The organism is Clostridioides sp. ES-S-0010-02 (assembly GCA_020641055.1).
Lineage (GTDB): Bacteria > Bacillota > Clostridia > Peptostreptococcales > Peptostreptococcaceae > Clostridioides.
On record CP067345.1, the window covers coordinates 3,890,722 to 3,914,559 of the forward strand.

The 23,838-nt window shown below is 30.4% G+C and carries 21 protein-coding genes and 4 pseudogenes; 3 read left to right on the forward strand and 22 right to left on the reverse strand.

What is annotated here, in order from left to right; genetic code table 11:
- Positions 1-186 precede the first annotated feature (186 nt).
- Both JJC01_18050 and JJC01_18055 read right to left on the reverse strand, forming a co-directional pair.
- Positions 187-1,041: a helix-turn-helix transcriptional regulator gene (locus tag JJC01_18050; protein ID UDN58039.1), complete on the reverse strand. Its 855-nt coding sequence runs from the start codon at positions 1,039-1,041 to the stop codon at positions 187-189.
- A 336-nt stretch (positions 1,042-1,377) separates the two neighbouring features.
- Positions 1,378-2,133, reverse strand: a complete 756-nt coding sequence (locus tag JJC01_18055) for a LysR family transcriptional regulator substrate-binding protein (GenBank protein ID UDN58040.1) — start codon at positions 2,131-2,133, stop codon at positions 1,378-1,380.
- On the opposite strand from JJC01_18055, the gene JJC01_18060 reads away from it, so the two are divergent.
- Positions 2,132-2,386, forward strand: a complete 255-nt coding sequence (locus tag JJC01_18060) for a hypothetical protein (protein ID UDN58041.1) — start codon at positions 2,132-2,134, stop codon at positions 2,384-2,386. The genes JJC01_18055 and JJC01_18060 overlap by 2 nt on opposite strands.
- Positions 2,387-2,582: 196 nt before the next feature.
- Here JJC01_18060 and JJC01_18065 read toward each other — a convergent pair whose 3' ends face one another.
- The 5 genes and pseudogenes from JJC01_18065 to JJC01_18085 form a co-directional block, all read right to left on the reverse strand.
- Entirely contained in the window at positions 2,583-2,939 is a 357-nt protein-coding gene (locus JJC01_18065) for a VOC family protein (GenBank protein ID UDN58042.1), read from the reverse strand.
- Between the two features lie 312 nt (positions 2,940-3,251).
- Positions 3,252-3,731 carry a GyrI-like domain-containing protein gene (locus JJC01_18070; protein ID UDN58043.1) on the reverse strand — a complete coding sequence of 160 codons (480 nt, stop codon included), beginning with the start codon at positions 3,729-3,731 and terminating at the stop codon, positions 3,252-3,254.
- A 426-nt stretch (positions 3,732-4,157) separates the two neighbouring features.
- Positions 4,158-5,002, reverse strand: a pseudogene (locus tag JJC01_18075) (PRD domain-containing protein).
- Positions 5,003-5,026: 24 nt separating this feature from the next.
- Positions 5,027-6,433 (reverse strand): glycoside hydrolase family 1 protein, encoded by a 1,407-nt coding sequence (locus tag JJC01_18080; GenBank protein UDN58044.1) that lies wholly within the window; start codon positions 6,431-6,433, stop codon positions 5,027-5,029.
- 85 nt (positions 6,434-6,518) lie between these two features.
- Positions 6,519-8,390 carry a PTS glucose transporter subunit IIA gene (locus JJC01_18085; GenBank protein ID UDN58045.1) on the reverse strand — a complete coding sequence of 624 codons (1,872 nt, stop codon included), beginning with the start codon at positions 8,388-8,390 and terminating at the stop codon, positions 6,519-6,521.
- A gap of 341 nt (positions 8,391-8,731) precedes the next feature.
- Here JJC01_18085 and JJC01_18090 point away from each other — a divergent pair, with 341 nt between their 5' ends.
- Entirely contained in the window at positions 8,732-9,919 is a 1,188-nt protein-coding gene (locus JJC01_18090; protein UDN58046.1) for an MFS transporter, read from the forward strand.
- Between the two features lie 24 nt (positions 9,920-9,943).
- The gene (locus JJC01_18095; GenBank protein UDN58047.1) at positions 9,944-10,636 is read left to right on the forward strand and encodes a FadR family transcriptional regulator; all 693 of its coding nucleotides are present in this window, start codon (positions 9,944-9,946) and stop codon (positions 10,634-10,636) included.
- Between the two features lie 438 nt (positions 10,637-11,074).
- Here JJC01_18095 and JJC01_18100 read toward each other — a convergent pair whose 3' ends face one another.
- From JJC01_18100 to JJC01_18170, 15 genes and pseudogenes are all read right to left on the reverse strand, one after another.
- A complete protein-coding gene (locus JJC01_18100; GenBank protein ID UDN58048.1) occupies positions 11,075-11,539 on the reverse strand; it encodes a glyoxalase in 465 nt (154 codons plus the stop codon).
- A gap of 163 nt (positions 11,540-11,702) precedes the next feature.
- Positions 11,703-11,966, reverse strand: a complete 264-nt coding sequence (locus JJC01_18105) for a hypothetical protein (GenBank protein UDN58049.1) — start codon at positions 11,964-11,966, stop codon at positions 11,703-11,705.
- 18 nt (positions 11,967-11,984) lie between these two features.
- Positions 11,985-12,407, reverse strand: coding sequence for a hypothetical protein (locus tag JJC01_18110; GenBank protein UDN60215.1), 423 nt, complete (start codon positions 12,405-12,407; stop codon positions 11,985-11,987).
- 100 nt (positions 12,408-12,507) lie between these two features.
- Entirely contained in the window at positions 12,508-12,879 is a 372-nt protein-coding gene (locus tag JJC01_18115; protein UDN58050.1) for a DUF2089 domain-containing protein, read from the reverse strand.
- 339 nt (positions 12,880-13,218) lie between these two features.
- Positions 13,219-14,457, reverse strand: a pseudogene (locus JJC01_18120) (ABC transporter permease).
- A pseudogene (locus JJC01_18125) lies at positions 14,458-15,345 on the reverse strand (ABC transporter ATP-binding protein).
- Between the two features lie 133 nt (positions 15,346-15,478).
- On the reverse strand, positions 15,479-16,537 hold the full coding sequence (locus tag JJC01_18130; protein UDN58051.1) for a HAMP domain-containing histidine kinase: 1,059 nt from the start codon (positions 16,535-16,537) through the stop codon (positions 15,479-15,481).
- Between the two features lie 28 nt (positions 16,538-16,565).
- Positions 16,566-17,081, reverse strand: coding sequence for a VanZ family protein (locus JJC01_18135; protein ID UDN58052.1), 516 nt, complete (start codon positions 17,079-17,081; stop codon positions 16,566-16,568).
- 35 nt (positions 17,082-17,116) lie between these two features.
- Positions 17,117-17,812: a VanR-ABDEGLN family response regulator transcription factor gene (gene vanR / locus JJC01_18140; protein ID UDN58053.1), complete on the reverse strand. Its 696-nt coding sequence runs from the start codon at positions 17,810-17,812 to the stop codon at positions 17,117-17,119.
- A 574-nt stretch (positions 17,813-18,386) separates the two neighbouring features.
- Positions 18,387-18,635, reverse strand: a complete 249-nt coding sequence (locus tag JJC01_18145) for a DUF961 family protein (protein ID UDN58054.1) — start codon at positions 18,633-18,635, stop codon at positions 18,387-18,389.
- 20 nt (positions 18,636-18,655) lie between these two features.
- Positions 18,656-18,870 (reverse strand): annotated as a pseudogene (locus JJC01_18150) (DUF961 family protein).
- 8 nt (positions 18,871-18,878) lie between these two features.
- Positions 18,879-19,298, reverse strand: a complete 420-nt coding sequence (locus JJC01_18155) for a BlaI/MecI/CopY family transcriptional regulator (protein ID UDN58055.1) — start codon at positions 19,296-19,298, stop codon at positions 18,879-18,881.
- A 506-nt stretch (positions 19,299-19,804) separates the two neighbouring features.
- Positions 19,805-20,857 (reverse strand): restriction endonuclease subunit S, encoded by a 1,053-nt coding sequence (locus JJC01_18160; GenBank protein UDN58056.1) that lies wholly within the window; start codon positions 20,855-20,857, stop codon positions 19,805-19,807.
- Positions 20,850-22,682 carry an SAM-dependent DNA methyltransferase gene (locus tag JJC01_18165; protein ID UDN58057.1) on the reverse strand — a complete coding sequence of 611 codons (1,833 nt, stop codon included), beginning with the start codon at positions 22,680-22,682 and terminating at the stop codon, positions 20,850-20,852. Before JJC01_18165 ends, JJC01_18160 begins: the two co-directional genes overlap by 8 nt.
- 44 nt (positions 22,683-22,726) lie before the next feature.
- Entirely contained in the window at positions 22,727-23,614 is an 888-nt protein-coding gene (locus tag JJC01_18170; protein ID UDN58058.1) for a hypothetical protein, read from the reverse strand.
- Positions 23,615-23,838: the final 224 nt, after the last annotated feature.

Here is a 23,838-nt window from a genome sequence, read left to right on the forward strand (position 1 = left end):
TAATCATTCTTGCTCTTTGATTCAAATTTAGTTTTTGCTTTAAATTTCAGCCTCAAAATTTATATTTCTTTTTAAATAAAAAATACATTTTCTTATATTTATAATCAAAATTATGAGAAACATGGACAGCAAAATAAATACACCTAAAAATGTAAAATTATTTTTTAATACAATAGATTATTAGTACTATTCAGTGTCTTTTTCATTTTCAGAAGACAGAATAAATTTTTGAGTAGGATACCCAAATTCAGTCAATAATTCAGCTTCTGCAAAACCTAACTTCTTTATCATATTCCGATGTCCTGTATCAGCTTTATCTCCTTCTCTAAAAGTTGTGATTGAGATAGATTTATCTATCAAAAAATTCTCAATAACCTTTTTTAGAAACACCTGTGCAATATCTGAATTACGATATTGAGGGTGTATTCCAAAAAAGTCAATGCTCCCAGTTTCTTTATTAAATACCATATTTGCAATAGCAATGTTATTAAACTTTAATATCAAGGCTCTTTCTTCCAAAATATATTGTTTTAATTGAGAGATATATTCTTCCTCCTGTAAGTTTGGGAATCCATCTATGACTAATCTCACTAAACTCATCCATGATGGTATATCAGATATTTTAGCAAGTGTAATATCTTTTTCTAATTCCGATATATCTTTTGAAAATAGATTTTCTTTTTTCAAAACAAATCTTAGCTGCAAAGGATAAAATTCTTGTTCTTTTCGATATTTATTTGGAGATTTTTTATACATATCTTTAAATACAGAAGTAAATGCTTGTTGACTTTCATAGCCAGCTATCAATGCAATTTCAATAATTGTTTTTTTAGAAAATACTAATAGTTTTGCTGCCTCTGTGAGTTTTCTTCGTTTTATATAATCATGCATTGTCAACCCAACAGAAGTTGTAAAAGTTCTATGTAGATGATATTTTGAATAATGAACAGCATTAGCAACTATATCTAAATCCAGCTTTTCTGATAAATGCTCCTCTATATAATCAATAGCAGTTATAACATTATTTACTTTATAAAACATTGCAGCTCTCCTCCTTTTATCCATGAGACATTATATCAATTACTTCTTAGTCATATTTAATAAATCTTGCTATTTTTTATAATGTGAAAATTATTTTTTATATGTTTATCTCATCCTGTAACCTATTTTTCAATTTTCTTACATATTTCTAACTTAATAATATCCATTTTTTCATATAATATAATCATTGAAAAAGAAAAATAGAGTATTTCATTTGAGATTCTTAATATTCTCTTGAAATACTCTTCTTTATATAAATATTTCTTTATTTTTAAATATACACTTAATTTATTTAACTCTAAATAAACTTTTAACTTTAAGATTTACTATCTTCTATTATTTAATTAAAGACTCCAACCCTTTAATTTTCAATAGTTTTTCGTTTAATAAATCTAAAAATTTATCTATTATTTCCTGTTTATTAGATTCTTTAACTAAATAATAAATAAACCTATCTGGTGGAGCATCTTTTATGTAATGTATCTCGATATTAGATATTTCTTTAAGGTGATATGCTACTGATACTGGCACAATGGCCCATACATTTTCTTGTCTCATAAAATACTCTAAAAGAGACATTTGGTCTAAAAATACTTTAGGTTGAAGAGTTGAACGAAACCAAAAATTATGCCACAAATCATATTCAGGATTCCATGGAAGTCTTATTTCATCGGCAACATCTAAAACAGATGGATGCAATTCTCCATTGTATTTTGAGCCATAACTTGTTACCAGTAACATGGCTTCTTTAAATATTGGTATTGTTTCTATGTCATTAAAAAACATATCATCTGAAATAAGAGCTATATCAACTTCCCCCTTGGAAACATAATCATATGCTTCATAAGAATGATAGTTATAAAAATTTACATTATACTCTGGATATGTATTCATAAAACAGGAAAATACATCTGGAAGTATGTATGAGCTAACACTTCCTATAGAGGATATATTTATAATTTTACTTCTATCAATCTTAGTTATATACTTAGCTTCTTGTAAGAGAGTTTTATATTTTTCTGCTAAGGCTAGTATTAAATTTATGATGAATAATGCCACTGATAGAATTATGGTAAATGGCATAGAGTACATGAAAACTATCGCTATTTTCTATGTTTTATGTTTTATAGGAAGTGCATTTGTTGGATGGTATAGAGGAAGTGGAAAAGTAAATATCCCTGTAATTGGAACCGTCTTACATATATCAATTCGTGTTATTATTTCTTATTTGTTTATTCAACAATTTGGTTTAAAGACAATTGCATTTGCTACTGGCATAGGATGGGTTTCTGTTGTGACATTTCAGTATATTATTTTTTGTAGGTCAAAAAAAATAGAAAGGTGAACTCTATCCAAAGTTCACCTTTTATGTAAATAACTTTTTTTATTTTGATACATATTAATCTAATTTATAATATATCAGAGTTAAGATTAACAAATTAAACTTTTGAGTATATAATATATTACCCTAAGCTATTTATTAATAACTCTATTTTAAAGTTAATCCTGTGTTTGAGTTAATCCCATATTTTGAGCTAATTTTATTTTGTATGCTGAACATACTCTATAATTGTGCCATCTGGATGTTTTACTGTCATATTATATCCTGTAGGAACTTTTTTCTTATCTCTTATTACTACTGCTCCACTTTGTAGCAGATGACTTCTCCATTCATCCACAGAATCAACCATAAAAGTAGCTTTCGTTTCTGTAAATGGCTTAAGAGCAGTATCAGAACCAGATAACAGCAAAACATTTCCTACTTGAGCCAACTCTAACCCCACTTCTTTATAAGAAAAACGTAAAGAACATTTATCTTTTAAAAGATTTTCATAAAAAGGAATTGCATTTTCTATATCCTTAATATAAAAACGTGTTAATACATCATATATCTTCATATTATTTACTCCTTTATTTATCTGTCTTGTTTCTTCTCGATTATATCATTTTGCAAATATTATGATAATATCTCAATCATTAAACCACAACTATAATAATTACCCTAACAAGTCCTTATTATCACATAACAGGTAGTAACTTTCAATAAAAACGTCTATTAGTCACTCATCAAGTAACAATTCAATCTGTCATATCATAAACAATCCATATAAAAAACAAGTTAACTACCATTCATAGTAAAATGGTAGTTAACTTGTTTTTTATTACAGCTAAACCTATGTATCCACAGAATTTCTATTCTGTTTTGTTATTTATAGAATAGGTAACATCATTTTAGTGAGATACTCACTTTCAGGACGATTTAAATCATTCAAGTACTGATAATAGATATCTCCATGAAGTTCATATCCACTATCCTTAGCCCACAAAAATAATTCTTCAAGTGTAGGGTCTTGCAGTTCATATGGTCCTAAATCAATTGCAGTTATTATTTTCTGTGTTGGAACAATCTTTTGCAAAATTTCATTTTCTGTATCCATATTATTAAATACAGAATGATTAGCTACAGGAAAACCTACTTCAACATCTAATTTTTCTAAGTCCATGTTATGAAAGCATACAATTGGTGCTCCTGCAGACAATATTCCCTTTTCTTCCAGATAGTTGGAAATTTTTCGAAAACTTTGCTGTGAAAACTCTGAAAATTCTACCATAAAGTCAATAGTTTTTCGTATTGCTAAAATGCAATACGAAGGCTGTTCAGCCATCGTTATATTAGATATTCTAGCCATTTCATATCCTCCATTACTTTATTTTTATTTCTTAGCCTCTGTTTCGTAGTTTTTATTCTTAGTTGCATCTTTATATTAACAGTATAACAAAACCAATATTATGATGCTTGTCACACAGTGCTCTTATTTTGAGTAAATACAAATGGATTGAAAATAATGAATAACTCAAATAAGAAATAGTACTGCTTATTATAAATCACTAGTATTCATCCTTGAAATTCATAAAGAAAATCAATATTAATCTTGTAGTTCTTCTAATATATAAATAACATTAGGATTAAACATATTTTCTAGGTTACTACTTTTAGAGTCATTTTTTGCATAAAATTAAGAGATAGTTTAATAGCTATCTCTTAAAATAATTCTACTATTTAAATTTAACTAAATCTTATTTTTATTATCAAGTTACTAATATACTAAAACATTTTAACAGTTTTCATCTAGCTCCCCTAGAATCTTATGAATATGAATCATTAAATATAATTCCTCCTGACGAGGCAATTTTCTAGAGTATTCCTTGTGTATATAGGCTCCTATTTTCTTTACACATTCATATTCTTCCTTACAATTTTTACGCACTTGATTATATATAAAATCTATCTTTTCTTTTGATGGTTCATTAGCCAGAAATCTTTGAGAAAAAGCCTTTAGATGCATTACAAATCTCATATAATAAAATGATTCTTTATTATATACAATAGAAAAGTGATAATGAACTATTTGTAAAATGGCATTCACAATTTTAGCACTTCTCTTGTTTCTATCACTATAAGGATTGTCTTGTTGTGCATTTATAAAATGGCCTGCTATATTACCAATTTCCTCTTCTGGTAGGTCTCAAGAACCTCCTTAAAAACAGTAATCGCATATTTTCCTATATCATATTCTTTTGGATTAAATTCTTTAATTTCAAACAAATAGTAATTCTCAATCATTATACCTTCTTTAAAGCGTCTCACTGCAAAGGCGATGTGGTCAGTTAAAGCCAAATATATATGGTTCATAAGTTTTAAATTATACTTTTCTATTCCATATGAGATTATCATTTGAGCTATACCAAAGTATTCTGCATCTATTTCTGATGCAAGTTGTACAATGCTCTTTTTTATATTTTCATCATGAAGAACGAAAGTTTTTTCTATATCTTCTTTATTTAACTCAGACCCAATCTTATAATTATGACCAATTCCTTTTCCCATCAATATTATCTCTTCGTCATTATCATCCTTTGCAAGTAGCAACGAATTATTTAATACCTTTGTAATGTACATACTAAAAACCTCAATATATTATATTTATTTTGTTATTCCATTACTCTTTATGACTTCTTTATACCAATAAAAACTATCTTTCTTTATTCTTTTTAAATCTAAGGTTTCATGGTCTGTTCTGTTTATGTAAACAAGCCCATAACGTTTGTTGAAACCTTGTGAAGAACTTAAAAGGTCTGTAAATGACCATAGACAATATCCCATCATTTCTACACCATCTTCAATAGCTAATTTACATGCATTTATATGAGTATTTAAATAATCTATACGATAGTCATCATGAATTTTACCATCTTCAAGGACATCTTTAGCTCCAAGACCATTCTCCGTTATTATAACAGGTAAGTGATACCTTTGCCAATATTCATTCAATGCAACTCTAAGTCCTGATGAATCTATTGATGCTCCATACTCTGAAGCCTTTAGATTAGGATTCATTGACATCTTAAATAATCCATACATACTAAAGTCAACGGTTCCTTCTCTTAGTCCAAATGGATGTTGTGAATCCTCAGGTAAGGCCTCTGCACAGTTTGTTCTATAATAATTTACAGCTATGAAATCCATTTTAGCTTTTTTAAGTACTTCTTTATCTTCATTTTCCATATGAGGGACTATATTTCTTTTCTCAAGATAATTCATATAATACCCTGGATACTCTCCATAATAATGCATATCAAGCATGTAGTACACTTTAAAGTTGTCATTCATTCTTGCTGCATATACATCTTCTGGTTTAGATGTAAGAGGATATGTTACAGATGATGATACTGCTGCTCCAATCTTGCTTCCTTCTACCATTTCATGGCATGCATTAACTGCCAATGCATGAGCTAAACAAAGATTATAATCCATTTGAGCACGCATTTTATCTATCTTCCATGGGTCTGTTTCATTATATATATTAATTCTCTCTTCTACTCTAACTATTAAATTCTGTTCATTATGAGGTTGCCAATATTTCACTCTATCTCCAAAATGCTCAAAGCATACTTTGGCAAATCTTTCAAAGGCATAAACAGTCTCTCTACCTTCCCAACCATTATACTTCTCCACTAGTGCAAAAGGTAGGTCAAAGTGATATAAAGTTACAAATGGCTCAATGTCACACTCTATTAATTTATCTATTACTTTATTATAAAAATCTATTCCCTTTTGGTTTATTTCTCCTTCCCCATCTGGAATTAGCCTTGCCCATGAAATTGAGAAACGATAAGTTTTCATTCCTAATTCTTTCATCAGTTCAATATCTTCTTCATAATTATGATAAAAATCTGATGCTACTTTAGTGTCTGCTTGCAAGTGAGACTTTTTAAAAGAATTGTAATCAGCCACTGTTTTTCCTTTATTATCTTTATCCCAAGCTCCTTCCACTTGAAATGCTGAAGATGATGCTCCCCATAAAAAATCTTTTGGAAATCCTGTATTCATAAGTGTCACTCCTTTTATATTAATGTTTTAATCGTTTTATTTGTTGCTTTATTGCACTAAGCCAATTTTTATAGTTCTAATCAATTTAATTATTAACTAATGAAATTATTTTATCATTTGTAGATACATGACTGGATTTACAAGAAATCACCTGTGCAAAATCAAATGTATTATTTACTATAACTGGTGTAGTTACATCATATCCAGCTTTTTTTATTTCATCTATATCAAAGGTTATCAGTTTAGAACCTTTTTTCACTAAATCTCCTTGATTAACATGTTTTACAAAGTGTTTTCCATTTAACTCTACTGTATTAATTCCAACATGTATCAACATTTCTGCTCCATTATCTAGCTTTAATCCTATTGCATGTAGTGTTGGAAATAAAGAAGCTACTTCACAATCAGTAGGAGCTATTATTACGCCTTTTGTAGGTAATACAGCTATACCTTCTCCCATAGCTTTTGATGCAAATACATCATCTTTTACTTCTGATAATTCTATACAATCTCCTTCCACAGGTGAAATTATATCAACAATGCCCTCTTTTGTTTCTACTTTTATAGTAGAGCTATTTCCTTTAGAAGATTCTTCTAAATCTTCAAACCCAACCAGATAAGTTAAAATAGCTGAACCAAAAAATGCTATAGCACAACCTCCTAGATAACTTAAAAAACCTAACGTTCCTGCTTCAGCATATACAGGTATAGTTAAAACACCTTGGTTTGCGAATGCGTTACCATAAGAGCCACCCATTCCCATTATGCCACCTCCAATTGCACCACATATTACAGCACATACCATTGGTTTTTTTAACCTAAGATTAGCTCCATATATTGCAGGCTCAGTTATACCAAATAGTGCCGTTATAGTTGCAGACATAGAGATTGTCTTTAATCCTTGATTTTTAGTTTTAAAGAATACCCCTAGAGCAGCTCCTGCTTGCGAGAAGTTTGCGGCTCCTGCAAAAGCCAATAAATTCTGTCTTCCAGTTTGAGCAACATCACTTATACCTATTGGTAGTAGTGCTCTATGTGCACCAAATATAACTAATACGCACCATAATCCACCTATGAATGCTCCACACAATGCAGGGCTTAGTTCATAAATATACTTGTAAACAAAGTTTATAACATTTCCTATATATATCCCAATTGGTCCAAATAAAAACAATGTTGCAGGTAAGATTATAACTAATGATAAAGTTGGAACCATTATTATTTTAATTACTTCAGGTATATACTTTTCCAGTATTTTTTCAACATATGAAAGAGCCCATATAGCAATAATTATTGGAATAACAGATGATGTATATGTGGCCTTTGTTACTGCTAATCCTAAAAATCTAACTGTTTCTTCCCCTGCCATCAAAGCTGTAAAGGCTGGATAACAAAGTGTTGCCCCTAATACCATAGATATTATTTTATTTGCATTAAACACTTTAGCCGCAGTATATCCTAGTATGATAGGCATAAAATAGAATATAGAATCAGCCATAGCATTTAGAATAATATAACTTTGAGTCTCTTTTATATCTACACCATTTTTATTCATATAGTACATAGCAAGAACTGATAAAATACCTTTAATCATACCAACCCCTGCTATAGCAGGTATTGTAGGTGTAAATATTCCAGCTACAGCAGATAATATAGAGTTCATGATACCTTGTTTTTCTTCATTTCCATTTTTATTATCTATTTCACTTGATTGAGGTACCATTTTTACAATCTCATCATACACTTTTTTTACTTTATTACCAATTACAACTTGTATCTGACCCATACTCTCTACAACAGTTATTACTCCTTCAGTTCTGGCTAACTTATCCTTATTAACCTTAGAGGTAATTTTAACTTTGAATCTAAGTCTCGTCATACAGTGAGTAACTTCATTTATATTCTCTTTTCCACCTACATTTTGTAGAATTTCTTGAGCTACTTTTTTATAATCCATATATAAATCCTCCATCTTTAATTATAGGCTTTTTGTTTTTATGGCCAATTAAACAAAAAAATCGAACCAAATAAATAGATTATACCCATAGTACTATATAGGTAACCTATAAAAATTGATTCGATCTTGCCTGCATCACCAGTAACACGTCTACTGTAATATTCAAATTTGTTAACTTTATAGTAACATAAGCGTTTTCTTAATTCAACTATAAAATATAATTTTTCAACAAATAATTCTTATTGTTATATCGAAATTTATTTTTAAAATTTTAAAATACTTGATTTACTAAACAAAATGGTATATTATTTCCATTATAAACATACCATTCGGAGGATAATATGAAAAAAATATTTAATCAAAAATTACTTTTACTCTCTATTGTTGTATTTTTCTGGTTTTCACAATACGTATACATACCTTTTCAAAATCCATATTTAAGTATATGTCACGTATCTACAAACATGATTGGTATAATAATAGGCTCATATGGAATCTCACAATGCTTACTAAGACTTCCTATTGGGGTTTTTGCAGATTCTATAAACAAACATAAAATATTTATACTATGTGGAATTTTATTTGCTGGTTTGGCATCTCTTATAAGAGTTATTTCTCCTGGAGGAGAAGGATTTCTTATAGCTAATATCTTATCTGGAATAGCATCATCAACTTGGATTTCTTACATGGTTCACTACACTGATTTTTTTTCCATAGAACATCAACAAAAAGCTACAAGTACAATAATTTTGGTAAACAACCTAGGAATGTTAATTGGATTTGTCATGAGTACCTTATTTTATGAAAAATTAGGAATGGTAAATTTGTGTATTATGAGTGTAATATCTTCAATCATTGGTACACTTCTAGCCTTAAATGTAAAAAATCATCACTCAGGAAAAATAACCGAAAAAATCCCATTTAAAAATTATTTATCTATATGCAAAGACAAAAGACTTGTATTTTTTTCTTTTATGGCATTGATTCAACAAGGAATCCAAATGTCTACAACAATGTCATTTACTACTCAAATTCTTAAAGAACTAGGCTCTAGCTCTACCATTATAGGCTTATCTTCTATATTTTACATGGTATGTGCTGTTGTATCTTCTGGATTTGCTTCTACTAAATTTTGTACAAAGCATGGACCAAAATTTTGGATTCCCTCAGTGTTTTTTTTGATTTCAGTTTATTGCTTTCTAGTTCCAACAGTAAAAAGTATTAATATAATATTTATGCTACAATCGTTACCAGGAATATCTACAGGTATACTTCTTTCTTACCTTACTAGTGAGTCTATGAAAAATATACCAAAATATCAAAAATCTACTGCAATGGGATTTTTTCAAGCAGTTTATGCTATAGGAATGTCTATATTTCCAATGCTAGTGGGTAAAATATCAGATTATATTTCAATACAATATGGTTATTTTACTTTAGCTTTTATTGCTATAATTGCTTCCATATTATCTTATACATACTATAAAAAATTAAATTTACCTCTTAATTGTGATATAATACACTCATAAAAAATTATATGTTTAGGAGTTTTTATGACAAATTTAAGTGCCACTGAACAAATTATTGATTATATTAAAGTAAATATTCTAAATGGAAATTTTAAAATTAATAGTAAATTGCCAAGTGAAAGAAAGATTGCTGAACTATTTAATATAAGTAGAATTCCTGTAAGGAATGCTATAGACAAACTTTGTAAAGAAGGAATACTTAGGTCTATTCCCTATTCAAGCCCCATAGTTGAAGGATTTAAAAAAGTTGACCTTTTTTCTGATAATGAAGTTTATAAAAATCATAATATACAAGAATTTTACGTTGAATCTTTAAGAGCAAGACAACTTATAGAAAGTGAAGCTACTAAGTTAGCCATTTTAAATGCTACTTCTGAAGAACTTCAGAGAATAAGATATGCTTACTTGAAATCTGTAGAAGAACTAGACAAAGTTTCACAAGGCTTAATAGAAGAATGTTATGACGCTGACCTGCAATTTCACAAAGAAATAATTTTAGCTTCTCATAATCCAATTTTTATAAAGTATTATGAATTAATACCTAAAACTGTGTCTTCTAATCAACACTTTGGCTTTAAATATAGAAATTCACTACAAGATATGATTAGTCATCACAATGAGATAATGATGGCTTTTGATAGTAAAGATGCTAATTTGGGTTATACATCAATGTATAACCATTTAGAGGGAGTTATTCAGTTATTTCAGCGTGATTAAACTTCTATTTGTAGGTCTTATAGTTAAACTCGTGAGAATTATAGGTCTAATAGTTCAGACTTATGAGAACTAAATATTTATAATATGTACTATAAAGAGCTTATTTTAATATACTACTAAATATAGTGTCCAAATAAGCTCTGTTTTACTATTCATAGATTATTTTATTAAGTATTATAATTAATATTAGATTGTATATAATCGTTACTTAAAAATAAAATTGACTGTAATATAAACAATTATAAAGCATTATTTGGCAGCCTTCTTTTTTCCTAGTTTAGGTATTTTTAATGATTATCATATCATTTCTTTAATTATGCATATAAAAAACAGCAAATCATGAGAATTTACTGTTTTATATTTTGATATTTAGAATTACTTAGTTTGATATTCAAACTTACTTAATTTGATATTGAGATTTACTTAATCAGCCATAATTTAGCCTTGTAAAATTTGATTAACATCATCAATAGTTATATCCATTCTTGTAGCTATTTCAGTAAGATTCATACCTTGTTCTTGGAATCTATTAACTACTGATTTCATAGACTCACCTATTTCAATTAAATGATTATCCAAGTCATAAATTCGAACTACCTTTTGCCCCCATGGTGCTTCTTCTACATCACGAAGTAAGGTAACATCATTTCTTGCATTTAGTTTTGATAGAAACTCTTCAAAAGACTCTGCTTCAAAGAATATTTCACAATTATTCTCTTTGTCTTTCATATCTTCTTTCGAGATTCCTGTCAACCAATCAAAATCTTGTTGCAATGACAATCCACCCTCAAATACAATGTTTTTTCCATAGTCAACAATAACTTTTAAATCAAATAATTCTTCATAGAATTTACGAGCAATTTGAATATCTTTTACTGCAAATAAACAACCTGCATATTTCATAAGTTACCTCCATCAACATTAGTAAATAGATTATAACATTAGTACTAGAAAAAAATATTGTAAAAAACGGACATGTTTTCGTCATTTTTAAGTCAATAAATATAAGTATTCTCAGTAAATGTAAGTTCTCTAAATAATAGTAATATACAAAATAAACACTACTTTATAAGCGAATGGATACAAAAGTGCCATCCTGAGTTTCCACATGAACAATCTCAAGTCCCTTGTACTGCTTAAGAACAGACTGACATTCTCGAACGAGTTCCTGTAGAAATTTTTTGTTAATGACTTCCTGATATGGCTCTGGAAGTGATTTTTTAATCTCTTCAATAACCGATTCTGGCAACAAAAGAACTGCAGTATTTGCTAGAAACAATGGTATGGGTAGCCACAAATTTGTTTCTTTTGAGCGGACAATAATGCGCATAAACCTATTCTCCTAGTATTATTTTATAAAAACTTTAACTGTAGTGCCATCAGCAGAGTCAACCTCTATGATATTGCCAAGTGTTTCATTATCCAGACATTCAAGAATAGAGGTAGTAAGAGCATCTAGGTCTATACCTTGCAAATCTTCACTCTTAATTGGCAACTTACCTGTCATTTTCAACACTTGACGTATAATCTTTACAGGAAGTTGCACATTTACTTTATCACCATCTGGAGTGTCCACAATAATCTTCAACATCTTATTTTCATATGAAGTACTGCTTTGTTTAGTAAAAGCTTGACTATCAAAGTCTTCTGAATAATTCGTATACTCCTCTTGAGATGTAGTTTTATCTAATGCATCAATCAAGTCAATTGCCTCTTTGGCAGAAAGCTTTCCCTCCTCTACCATTGTTAAAATCCTCATTTTTTCATCCATATTATTTTCCTCATTTCTGCTCTTCTGTATCCATTCCAACAGAAATAGCCTCATATTTTGGTCACTACTCCTGACTACTGTCAGAAATAGAGATAGAGCTTCATTTATTTTCTTTTATTTGTTCTAATGCCTCTGCTGGAGTGATTTCTCCTTTTTCCAGTGCATCTAAAATCTCCTTTTTATGTGAATCAGAAGAAGATGTCACATTAGATTTTCCGTCTAGTTTTTGGATAATATCATCTAACCTAGAACGAACAGTTGGATAAGAAATCTTTAGTTCTTTTTCCACTTCTTTTATATTACCACGACATTTTAAAAATGTTTCTGCAAAGAATAAATCATCTGCAGATAGATAGTCAAATGCACTGAGGCAGAAATCATTTTCAATCACTGTATCACAGTTTTCACATTGTAGCTTGACAACTTTAAGTTTTCTTCCGCAGACAGGACAGCGGCTGATAACTTGATACATCACATCACCTTCTTTCTATCTAATGTTTATAATATAAATCAAAAAATTAATAAAGTCAATATATACATTAAAATAATTAATATTTATATTAAAATAATTAATACATATCTAAAATCAGCAATAGATATATCAAGAATAGTAGATGTACCAATTGAGGAACTATTCATTTTCGATTAATTTTTGTATCATTGATAATATGTTTTAAATACACATTAGAAAATGGCTACTTTGATTTTATTTCAGATCCACCATTTTACTAACACCTATATTTAAGATGAAACATTTCTATTCCTAAACAAAGGTTTTTAACTACTAAACAGTTGTTCACAGAATGTTGATTTATATAACCTGATGTTTGTTATAAGCCCGTATAGCAAGAAGAAGAAATACAGGAATTTCAATTATTGATGCCACTATTATGACATAGGGTAACCAGATGCTTGCCTGTCCAATATGCAGATAATTAAAGCTAGTCAATTGGTACAGTAAACTATTTTGCATACCTATTCCTGCTGATGGTAAGATAAAAGTAAGCCAATTGGCTCCAGCCGAATACGTAAATATTGGAAGTAAACATGTTACAATAGCAATTAGGATAACAGAGAGTGAATCCTTGCATTTAGCTGATAAAAACAGTGTGAAACTGACAGTTGCCAGCAGTGAAATAAGCCCTCCTATTGCCAAAGTAATCTGAAGCTGCCCTAAATTAAGTGCAGGCAGACTGATAACTGAAAATAGCATCTGCATAGATGTTTTCATACACTCAGTTCCAAATGCTAGATTTGAAATTGTCAAATGAATTGAAATACATATGACAAATGCTACAGTAAAAATAGTAAGTGCAGCCATAATCTTTGCAATTGCCAATCGAGAATGTCCATGTTTTGTACAGCGCAAAATACTATCTGAACCCGTTTGGTATTCATTAGAAAACGTAGGGGTCACAGCCGCTGTACAAAGAATGACTAGGAGAAAAATAAATAGAATAATATAATCAAATGCATCTCTTGAATATCCAGTATAAAGCTGAAAAGGCGTATTTACTTCTACATATTCTTGTATCGCATGTTTCTGTGCGGTTGGATATTTCTTTTGCTCCATCTGCATGATATCTTTAAGATGTTGCGTAGTCTGCTCATAAAAACCATCTAATTTATTAGGAGAAATATCCATTAAGCTTATTCCCTGACCAGTCTTTGGATTAGAATAGGCTTCTGGCAGTCTTGCCAATAGAGATTGAATGGGAAATACCTTTTTTATATAAATATCTGTAGGGAATTCACCACTACTAAGGCTGTCTTCTCCATATGGCAAAACTGCACTTTGATAGATATTCAAAGCTTCTTTGAGTTTTTCCATAGTAACTTCTCCATTATTTTCAGAGCGAAGTGATTTTTTATAGGCAATTGCTTCCAGACCATTTAATTCTGCTACCTTGTTGCCGTTTTTATCATATTGATTGATGTCCTCATACAATACCGGAAGCCAAGCCATCACAACAGACATGAATAGTTAAATAAGTAATAAAATGATAGAACGACGTGATTTCAACACACGTTTTATTTCAAGACGATAAATTTACTTTCCCTCCTCACTTATTTCCTCTTGCGGAAATAACCATAAATATAAGTCCTCCAAACGGGGCGAAGCCATTATTGAGTCACTTGTTTTGGCTTCATCTGCCAAATAACGAACTGATACCTGATTATTACCTTCACTACGTTGATTAATAATACGAAGCTGCATTTCATACATAGGCATCTTTTAAGCAGGTATGATACAATTCCAAACTTTACCTGTAACTTGTTTGACCAATTCATCTGTTGTCCCTACATCAAGAATTCTTCCTGATTTCATAATGGCATTTTGAGTAGCAATATACTCAATATCAGATACGATATGAGTTGAAATAAGGACAATCCTGTCATGAGAGAACTCTGAAATAAAGTTTCGGAAACGAACTCGCTCTCCAGGGTCAAGTCCAGCTGTTGGTTCATCCATTATTAGAAGTTTCGGGTCATTTAACATTGCTTGTGCAATTCCCACTCGACGTTTCATTCCACCAGATAACTTGATAATTTTTTTATTTTTGACATCAGTCAAGGTAAGTGTATGCAGCAGACTGTCAATCTTTTTTCTTGTTTCTCTAGCAGGAACGTCCTTTAATGCAGACACATACTCCAAATAGTCCTTTACTGTAAAATCTTGAAAGAAACCAAAATCCTGTGGCAAGAAACCGAATAGATTTCTGTATTCTTCTCCCATTGAATGAATATCCTTACCATCAAAAACAATTTTTCCACTAGTTGGTTTTAGAATATTCGCAATCATTTTCATAAGCGTAGTCTTACCAGCACCATTAGCTCCAAGAAGCCCCCACACACCAGGTGTAAGATTTAAACAAACATCATCAACTGCGGTTTTATTCTTAAAATTTTTTTTAAGATTTGTAATTGTTAATTCCATGTCTTTTCTCCTTTTTTATAATACAAAGACAAACGTCCTTGTTCAGTTTTATTTTACTAAACAAGGACGTTTTAAACTTTAATATTAACAGGATAAATTCCTAAGAAAATCCTAATATCCAATTAATGTTTTCCTAAGACTGAATTGGAAGTAATACAGTAAAAATAATCCTATCATTTTCACTTTGAGCCAAAATTTCTCCACCATGTAAAAGAATAATTTCATTGGCAATAGAAAGCCCAAGACCTGCACCACCACTGTCCGATTTACGAGCATCATCTAAACGGTTAAATTTTTCAAAAATTGTAGATAATTGTTCTGGTGGAATAGTATGTCCTTGGTTTTCAAATTTAATTTTAATCTTATCCTGTTCCTTTTGAACGTAAATAAGAATTTCTGTATTAGGATAACTGTACGCAACAGCATTTTTGAGCATGTTGTTAAACACTCTAGCTAGTTTCTCAGAATCAGCATAAACCATCAAATTCTCATTTGCGTTGAGTATAACAGAATTTCCTTTAGCAGATAATACAGGATAAAACTCATCAATGAGTTGCACAAACATATAGTATAAATCTACATTTGTTTTTGTTAGTTGAATTTGCTGTGTATTGTACCTTGTGATTTCAAAAAATTCATCAATGAGCTTTTCCAGACGCATAGACTTCTTCAAAGCAATTCCAACATATTTTGCTTTCTGTTCTATAGGCATGTCAGGTGCTTCATCCAGCAGACTTAAATAACCTATTACAGAGGTAAGAGGTGTGCGAATATCATGAGCTAAATACATGACTAATTCATTCTTTTTGTTTTCAGCTTCTTTTACAGCTTGCTGGCTAAGTAGAACAGCCATTTTTATTTGGTTCATCTGCTTTTCCATATCTTTGAGTGGTTCAGATAATTCAATGGTGCTGTCATTTAGTTGATATATTACTTTAGTGGCATTCATAACTTCCTGCAAATATCCCCATGGTTTTTTCCAGTAATGATAAAAAGTACAGAAAAAACCTATAATCAAATATAGAAAATAAATTAAGTCAATTCTAAGATGTAGCCACGGAAAAAATGTGTTTGAAAATCTACTGAATCCATAATCGAATAATATTACCAAAATATACCCAGCTAAGGTATATATAATTAAGCTTATAAATAGTTTCATACGTAATTTCTTTTCTGTACCAATATTTGTCATTGCTATCACCTCCATATCTATACATTTATTAATTGGATAACAGAAGAACTGTCATCAGTGCTAAAAAAAGAACTGCAAAGATTCCAGCTAGAGTTGAAATTACTATATCTGTTTTTTGCTTATCTTTTAGTATTTTCAGCAGTAATGCATATAGACCAATACCAATTATTCCACCAAACATATTGGTGATTAAGTCTGTAATATCTGTACTTCCGATAGCAAGAATATACTGAATCATTTCAAGGATAAAACTGCTTCCAAAAATAATAAGAACTTTATTTTGTAGTTTCATTCTTGATGACAACATGGAAAGTAAAACTCCGAAAGGAATAAAAATTAAAATATTATCTCTCACTTCCTCAAAATGAAACTGTTCTCCAACAGAAGTAGAGTAATGAAATGGAGTCAAGTTGATACTCCTTATGTAACCTATATCGCTTATTCTGAATTGTAGTTTAAACAATATAATCCATACTAATAAAATTAAATAAAGTATGAATAATACACAACTAATTCTTTTTAAATGTTTCTTTTTTTTATTCATAGCGTAATTTTTCCTCTCCTCATAGTGAGTTGTAGTTAAATTTTATAACCGACTCCCCATATAGTTTTGATATATTTAGGTTTTTCAATAGTATCATCCATTTTTTCACGCAAATGTCGTATATGAACAGTGATTGTATTGTTACTTTTGCTATAATACTCATCTTGCCATATTTTATAAAATAATTCCTCTGAACTAACAACAGTTCCCTTGTTCTGTAGCAAAATACAAAGTATGGAATACTCCGTTGGTGTAAGTGAAATAGGATTTCCGTCAATTAGACAATCATATGTCTTAGTATTAATTTCTAAACCTAAATAACATAAAACAGAACTTGTATCAGATTCTTCTTGTATAGGATTGTATTTTTTATATCTACGCAGCTGTGCCTTTACTCTAGCAATTAATTCAAGGGGACGAAAAGGTTTTGTGACATAATCGTCAGCTCCTAAAGTTAATCCTGTGATTTTGTTAGTTTCCTCATCTTTTGCAGTTAGCATAATAACTGGAAAATTGTACTTCTCACGTATTTTTCGACAAATATCAAATCCATTTACATCAGGCATCATAATATCCAAAATAGCAAGGTCAAGCTCTGTATTTTCTATACAAGCAAGAGCTTCCTTAGCTGAATAATACTTAAATACGATATAGTTTTCATTTTGCAGATAGACCTCTATTAAGTCCGCTATATCATGTTCATCATCTACTACAAGAATTTTATCATTCATAACTGTTTTCCTCCTTTCGCGCATATACAAGATATTTTATTATTGTATCAAAAGAATCTTCACTATTTATGATTTCCTGCATAAGAAATTATTAAGAATTTCCTAACTCTACAACTTTTTACGATTATCTTTCGGTTTTTCTGCTTCTTTTTATATCCACCAGATACGACTAAAATGTATAATACTTGGTATTCATTTTCTTTACAGAGTTTTTGTACCTAAGTTCTGAAGTACCCCATTTTTTAGTAGCTTATGGGGAAAATATATAATTCATAATCATATTGTCCGACCTAAGCCAATACTAAAATTATATACAGTTAGCCGAATAATAATAATAAAATAGGTAATTTTCTCTTTGAAACAGAGAAACTAATACTTTAAAGAATCAGTCAGATTGTACCTGCTACCTTTACTACCACTTGTTTTCCAGAATCATCTTCGCCAGCTTTTGGCGGTTATAAAGCTATTTTACATTATCGCAGTGGTAATGATAAAACTCCAATACTGCCTCCATACACACAATATCTGCCACGCCCATACTAATAATCAAATAAGATATATTAATATTGTTTATCTACAAAAGGGAGAGGTTCTTCCAGTTCGTCTGCATGATTGCCTTGCCATAAAACAGTAGAGCAATTATCAGAAATATCTGGAGCATGCACCCCTGATCTTTCGATTTCAAATCATAGGTACACTCCTTAATCTCGTCAAACATGGCTTCGACTTCATTCTGGATATGAAGGTAACAGCGGAGAGTAGAAAAGTTAAAAGTAGCAAAGGTTGCTTCCTTATCAATTACAATTCCATTTGCTAATCTCATAAATAAATCTCTATCTTTCTTTATGCTTTTACCATATCATCAACGTGCAAAATATAGTTTGTAAAACTACGATTACCGATTTTGTAGCCCTCCGAATATCTGAGTACAGGTTAAAGTTGTGTGACAGTAGGGTCATTTTTCCGTTGATTCTTCACTGTTATACTATGTTTTCTCTGGCAAATTCCAGACTGCCGAATGTCTTTTCCTTGTTTGGGATAACAAATTTCAGCTTCACATGTTTTTCTAGCTGTCCTTTCTTAAAATCAATGGTTTACATATCCTCATTCTGCTTTGCGGATAATACTTGTCTGCTTCTAACTTATCTAATTTATCATAATCTAATTCTTCATCATCTCTATATAATGCTGAAATTAAACTCTTAACTGAATTTTTATGTATATTTTTTATAAATTCTCTTGTTTCAAATCTTTGATATTGCTTTTCCTTTACTAGTACCTTATAGTGAGTACGTTTATCTATTTTCTCTGTTTCTAAAAACTCTCTTCTTTGTAATCTTTTTAATACTGTAAAAATAGTAGTATCTTTCCATTTATGTTTTTGTTCCATGGCTTCAACGATTTCTCTTGATGTCAATATTCTATCTGATTTGCAAATACATCTCATAACTTTTAACTCTGCTTCTGGTAATTTACTAATTTTCATGTTATATACCCCCTTGTCGATTCATGTACAGATAAATTCTATCTTAATAAAGTTTTCCAAACAACATAATTAGCATAAATATCACTTCCAATTTATACCATATCATTCTTCTAAATTCCTATAATACTCTTCTAATTTATCCAATTTTACCTTCAACTAAATCTTTTAACTCTATATCTTTATAGCTTTCACTACCATATCCCTGACCCTTTTCTAAAGTGCTATACATATTATTTACATCTTCGTCATCAAAAAAACATATCATTTATGTAATTTTTCTTAATAAAAAAATGGCAAACAGATACACCATTTCTTTGATATATCTGTTCACCACTATTTTCCCATTTGTCGATTTTCGACAATGATGTTTGACAAGTTGTATCCATTCAATTATATTTCGTCACACCCATAATTGTCTCGGTGGATTTGCACATGAACTTGCCATTTACCTGATACCATCTGTCGGACTTTTGCTCGTAAACCTAGTTATATTAAACTATTAAATTTTAAATAAAGCAAGTAATAAGTTGCTCCGCTTTTGCTTGTATTTGTTGCATATATTTCTCCATGTAATCCCAATCTGGTGTACCATCAGTTATTATAGGCAATTTTATTCGAAAATCTCTTTTAATATGAGCATTCAATTCTTTAATAAAAGCCTGATAATTATTTTGACTTTCAACAAAAATTATGCTAGCAATAAATTGTTTAATATTATAGCTCATTTCACGATTGGGAATTAACACAACAACATTTTGACTCGTATAAAATTCATCCGGTTGAACAAAACATGACCCTAAGTATGCCCCACCTAAAGCTAAAGTAAGATTTCCTTTTTTATAAGGTTTTAAACCCTCTATCATTTTCACTTTTGCAGTAATTCCATTATTCATGTTAGAACGTCCAACAAAAGAAATCTCTTCATAATTCATATCCATCTTTACTTTATCCAGCTTTGTTCCTGCATCAATAGTAAACAAGTTTTTATCATAGAGATGAAATTCACCCCAATCAGAAACATCAATCTTTCTTTGTGATATATCTCTTACTGATTCTAAGTGTAATAATGAATTACAAACTCTACTCTTGATAGTATTCATATAATACTCCATGTAATCCCAATCAGGCTCACCTGATGAACTTGATGGAAGTTTTATTTTTTCTTTCACAATAACACTAGAACTTAACTGGTCATTATATGAATACTTAGTAAGTTGATTTCTTATTACGGATGCAATGAATAAGCCTCTCATTAAATTCAATTTGTCATTATATAAAAGAATAATTGCTGAACCAGCACCTCCACGCCCTAAAAAATCATCCTTTTGATAAAATGCAGACCCATCTAACGGACTAACAGTAATACAATTGCTTTTGTCAAGCTTTTCACCTTTCAAAGGCTGACAATATTTAATAATTCCATTATTATAATTACCAGATGCAACAAATGGAATATCACCATCATCATAATACGATTGACTTCTTTTTGTGGGTCTTTTGACAATAAATAATTTTCCTATTTCAAACTCTTTCCAGTTAGTGATATCTATTCTATTCATCAATACCACCATCCTTCAAGGCGATTTTCACACCATTTTCATCTGATGTAATATCACTACTGTACATTGTTTTTTGAAGTAATGTATTACCAAATTCTTTTACATCAATACCCCGTTTAAACATTTCATAATCCATTAAAGTTTTAATAAAATCTTCCTCATGAATTTGAAATGGTTTTTCAGGCATTTGATATGACAAATGTTCTTTCGGATTGACAACCTGAATAAATTTCCTCACATCATTTGCTTCACTGCAAATTGGATTCTCGATAATTTTCACCCATTTATCTTCAATCGCTTGCCATTTTCCTTTAATATCCTGACGACCTTGATTCTTAACTGTCTCAAGACCATCATCTTCAATATAACAAGCAAAAATCTCTTTCCCATCCTGTGGAACACCCGATTCAAAGATAAAAATACTTGTTGTAATACCAACTCCAAAGAAAAGATTTTCAGGCAACTTAACAATCTTTTTTAAAGTATGATTTTTCAATAATTTATTTCCATACTTCTTGTCTGTAAAATCCTTCTCAAGTTTTTTATCAGGCAAGATAAAAGCACATTCTGTATGTACTAGAACATTATCAAGAACGTTTTGAACAATCTGCATGCAACCATATTTTCTCTCATATGGTGGATTCATTAAAACCTTTGTAATGTCTTTACTTTTAATCCAATCACACGCTTCTTGTCCACGTGTATCTAACTGCTCGAGATTTGTTTTTCCATCTTTGTGAATAAGCATGTTAGCACATGCAAGGGCATAAATTTCTTTATCCCATTCGATGCCAAATAACTGTGCTTCTTTAATATCATCAGCCTTTGTGGTATTGATACCACCTGCTTCTTTAATCATATTGCACATTGCTTTCACAAGAAACGCACCACTTCCACAAGTTGCATCAAGAATTCTGTCATTCATATCACAATGAATTAAACGATACATCATTGATGTAACATGGTCTGGTGTGAAAATCTGACCATTTTCTGATTTTGCCTTGTATCTATTGAATTCATTGAAAAAGATACCCATAACATCCTCACCATTCCAGTTATCAGATGTAACATAGCCTGAAATCTCTTTCACCCAACCAATAAAATCATCAATTGCAGTTTGATTGTCAGGAGAATTCATTTCAATCTTTGTATAAATATCAGACAATAGCTGTAATTTATTATTTCTCTTTTTGCTTTCCCTTAATGATTTATTCAGCTGATTAAGGATGGCATTATGAAAGTCATTATAATCCATACCTTTTGCAAGCGTAGCACCTTCTTTTGTTGCTACTAATGCACATGCTGTAAAAATCATTCTATGATATAAATTCTTAACCCCAAAACGAATATGAAGACAATTATTGATTCTTGCTGTCAATGTATAAATAGCCTGCTTATCAACAGCCAACTGATTGTAAATAGAGAGATAATAAGATTTATCCTGTAATTTTTTTGATAATCCTTTTAACTCCTCATAATATTTGAAAATGCGAATATCCTGACCATTATAAAGAATACCAACAATTCTATCATATTGCATTTCAACAACTTTGATATTATCAAATAACTCTTGAACCCATTTGTGATTTGTCAAATCCTCTTTTTCAGATTTTGTTTCCAAAATCATTGCAGGCATACTTTTATCATTTGGTAAATACCATCCATCAGGCTTTCTGTTAATCCCCTGAAAGCCTAATTGATTAAATGTTGTAATCTGTCCTGTTCCTTGTTTGATGCCAACTTCTGTTTTATCAAATCCTAATATCAATTTTGCATCATCACGAACTTCATCCTCTGTTCTATATTTTGGTGTCACTTTGCTCATTTAAAATAATCCTTTCATCAACAAAGATGTTCTTACATCATTGTTTATTTTCGCTTAATAATTTTATTTAAGACTGGGTCATATAACAACAATACTCCACTATAAGTATTTGCAATTTTAACTGGTTCATACTTACCAGTCAGCCAAAACCAATTTACGCATTTTATCAATGCATCAACTCGCATTTCCTCATATGCATCTAGTTCTTCACTGAATTTTTCTTCAGCTTCCTTTTGTTTTTCTTGCTGTAATTGCTCCGCAGATTTCACTGTACCATATTCAAGAAATTCAGATGGCAAATTGTCAGGATTGGAAACCTTATTAGAATAAGATTCCTCAAACATATGAATAGCATAAATAACAGACTTGCCAAAACTCGTTAAGACTTTTTCTTTTGCTTTTCCCTCCAAACGTTGCATAATAGCTTTCATTGAGCCTTGCATCGTTTTAACTGCACTTAAATCATTATTAACAAATCCTTTGTTTATGAGAATATCAAAGTCAGTTTCTCGAATTCTCAATATCATAGGGAATCTTCGCCATACCTGATTTTCATCTTCGACTTGATGGAAAACACCATGTTTATCTGTATAAGTACCAACAAAACCATCAACAAATTCTTCATATGGCTGAGCACCATTAATAATATTCAGAGCATTCGTAAGAATCGCTCTGGAATGTTTAGCTTGCTGTGCTTCTTTATCTGGATGTGTATCCAATATATTATAAGTGACATTCGGTTTGAACTGTTGAATAAAGTCAGTAACACGAAAATCATTCCAGATAATAACTGATTCGCCATCATATCCGTAGAAAGATACTCTTTCATCATTTCCAATAGAAAAATAAAGTGTATCAAAAGCACCAAATAATGTTTGTGCAATATAACGACAAAACGATGTCTTTCCAATTTCCTGCTGAACCATCGACATAAATGTTAAATCGAAAAGGACAAGGTACTAAATCAAGAAGATAACATAATCTTAATGACGGAAGTGTACTTCTAATTTTTGCAAATAGGGTCATCATCTCTGCACACTCTCATTGTCCAACCAGCACGCATGACATGCATTCTCATAACATCTGATAATGTCTTTTCACCAGCAAGTTTTCCATATTGAGCACGATGAACTTGCAAATTTGTAAGTTCTTTTCT

Excerpts from the sequence above, each read along its gene's own strand:
- JJC01_18160 (UDN58056.1), bottom strand. The coding sequence starts at position 20,857 with ATGAATAGAATAGATATCACTAACTGGAAAGAGTTTGAAATAGGAAAA.
- JJC01_18085 (UDN58045.1), bottom strand. The coding sequence starts at position 8,390 with ATGGATTATAAAAAAGTAGCTCAAGAAATTCTACAAAATGTAGGTGGA.
- JJC01_18165 (UDN58057.1), bottom strand. The coding sequence starts at position 22,682 with ATGAGCAAAGTGACACCAAAATATAGAACAGAGGATGAAGTTCGTGAT.
- JJC01_18110 (UDN60215.1), bottom strand. The coding sequence starts at position 12,407 with ATGGATGAAAAAATGAGGATTTTAACAATGGTAGAGGAGGGAAAGCTT.
- JJC01_18100 (UDN58048.1), bottom strand. The coding sequence starts at position 11,539 with ATGAAATATGCAGGTTGTTTATTTGCAGTAAAAGATATTCAAATTGCT.
- JJC01_18095 (UDN58047.1), top strand. The coding sequence starts at position 9,944 with ATGACAAATTTAAGTGCCACTGAACAAATTATTGATTATATTAAAGTA.
- JJC01_18145 (UDN58054.1), bottom strand. The coding sequence starts at position 18,635 with ATGAGATTAGCAAATGGAATTGTAATTGATAAGGAAGCAACCTTTGCT.
- JJC01_18115 (UDN58050.1), bottom strand. The coding sequence starts at position 12,879 with ATGTATCAAGTTATCAGCCGCTGTCCTGTCTGCGGAAGAAAACTTAAA.
- JJC01_18135 (UDN58052.1), bottom strand. The coding sequence starts at position 17,081 with ATGAATAAAAAAAAGAAACATTTAAAAAGAATTAGTTGTGTATTATTC.
- JJC01_18130 (UDN58051.1), bottom strand. The coding sequence starts at position 16,537 with ATGACAAATATTGGTACAGAAAAGAAATTACGTATGAAACTATTTATA.
- JJC01_18050 (UDN58039.1), bottom strand. The coding sequence starts at position 1,041 with ATGTTTTATAAAGTAAATAATGTTATAACTGCTATTGATTATATAGAG.
- JJC01_18105 (UDN58049.1), bottom strand. The coding sequence starts at position 11,966 with ATGCGCATTATTGTCCGCTCAAAAGAAACAAATTTGTGGCTACCCATA.
- JJC01_18055 (UDN58040.1), bottom strand. The coding sequence starts at position 2,133 with ATGTACTCTATGCCATTTACCATAATTCTATCAGTGGCATTATTCATC.
- JJC01_18090 (UDN58046.1), top strand. The coding sequence starts at position 8,732 with ATGAAAAAAATATTTAATCAAAAATTACTTTTACTCTCTATTGTTGTA.
- JJC01_18080 (UDN58044.1), bottom strand. The coding sequence starts at position 6,433 with ATGAATACAGGATTTCCAAAAGATTTTTTATGGGGAGCATCATCTTCA.
- JJC01_18065 (UDN58042.1), bottom strand. The coding sequence starts at position 2,939 with ATGAAGATATATGATGTATTAACACGTTTTTATATTAAGGATATAGAA.
- vanR (UDN58053.1), bottom strand. The coding sequence starts at position 17,812 with ATGAATGATAAAATTCTTGTAGTAGATGATGAACATGATATAGCGGAC.
- JJC01_18060 (UDN58041.1), top strand. The coding sequence starts at position 2,132 with ATGAAAACTATCGCTATTTTCTATGTTTTATGTTTTATAGGAAGTGCA.
- JJC01_18170 (UDN58058.1), bottom strand. The coding sequence starts at position 23,614 with ATGTCGATGGTTCAGCAGGAAATTGGAAAGACATCGTTTTGTCGTTAT.
- JJC01_18070 (UDN58043.1), bottom strand. The coding sequence starts at position 3,731 with ATGGCTAGAATATCTAATATAACGATGGCTGAACAGCCTTCGTATTGC.
- JJC01_18155 (UDN58055.1), bottom strand. The coding sequence starts at position 19,298 with ATGAAAATTAGTAAATTACCAGAAGCAGAGTTAAAAGTTATGAGATGT.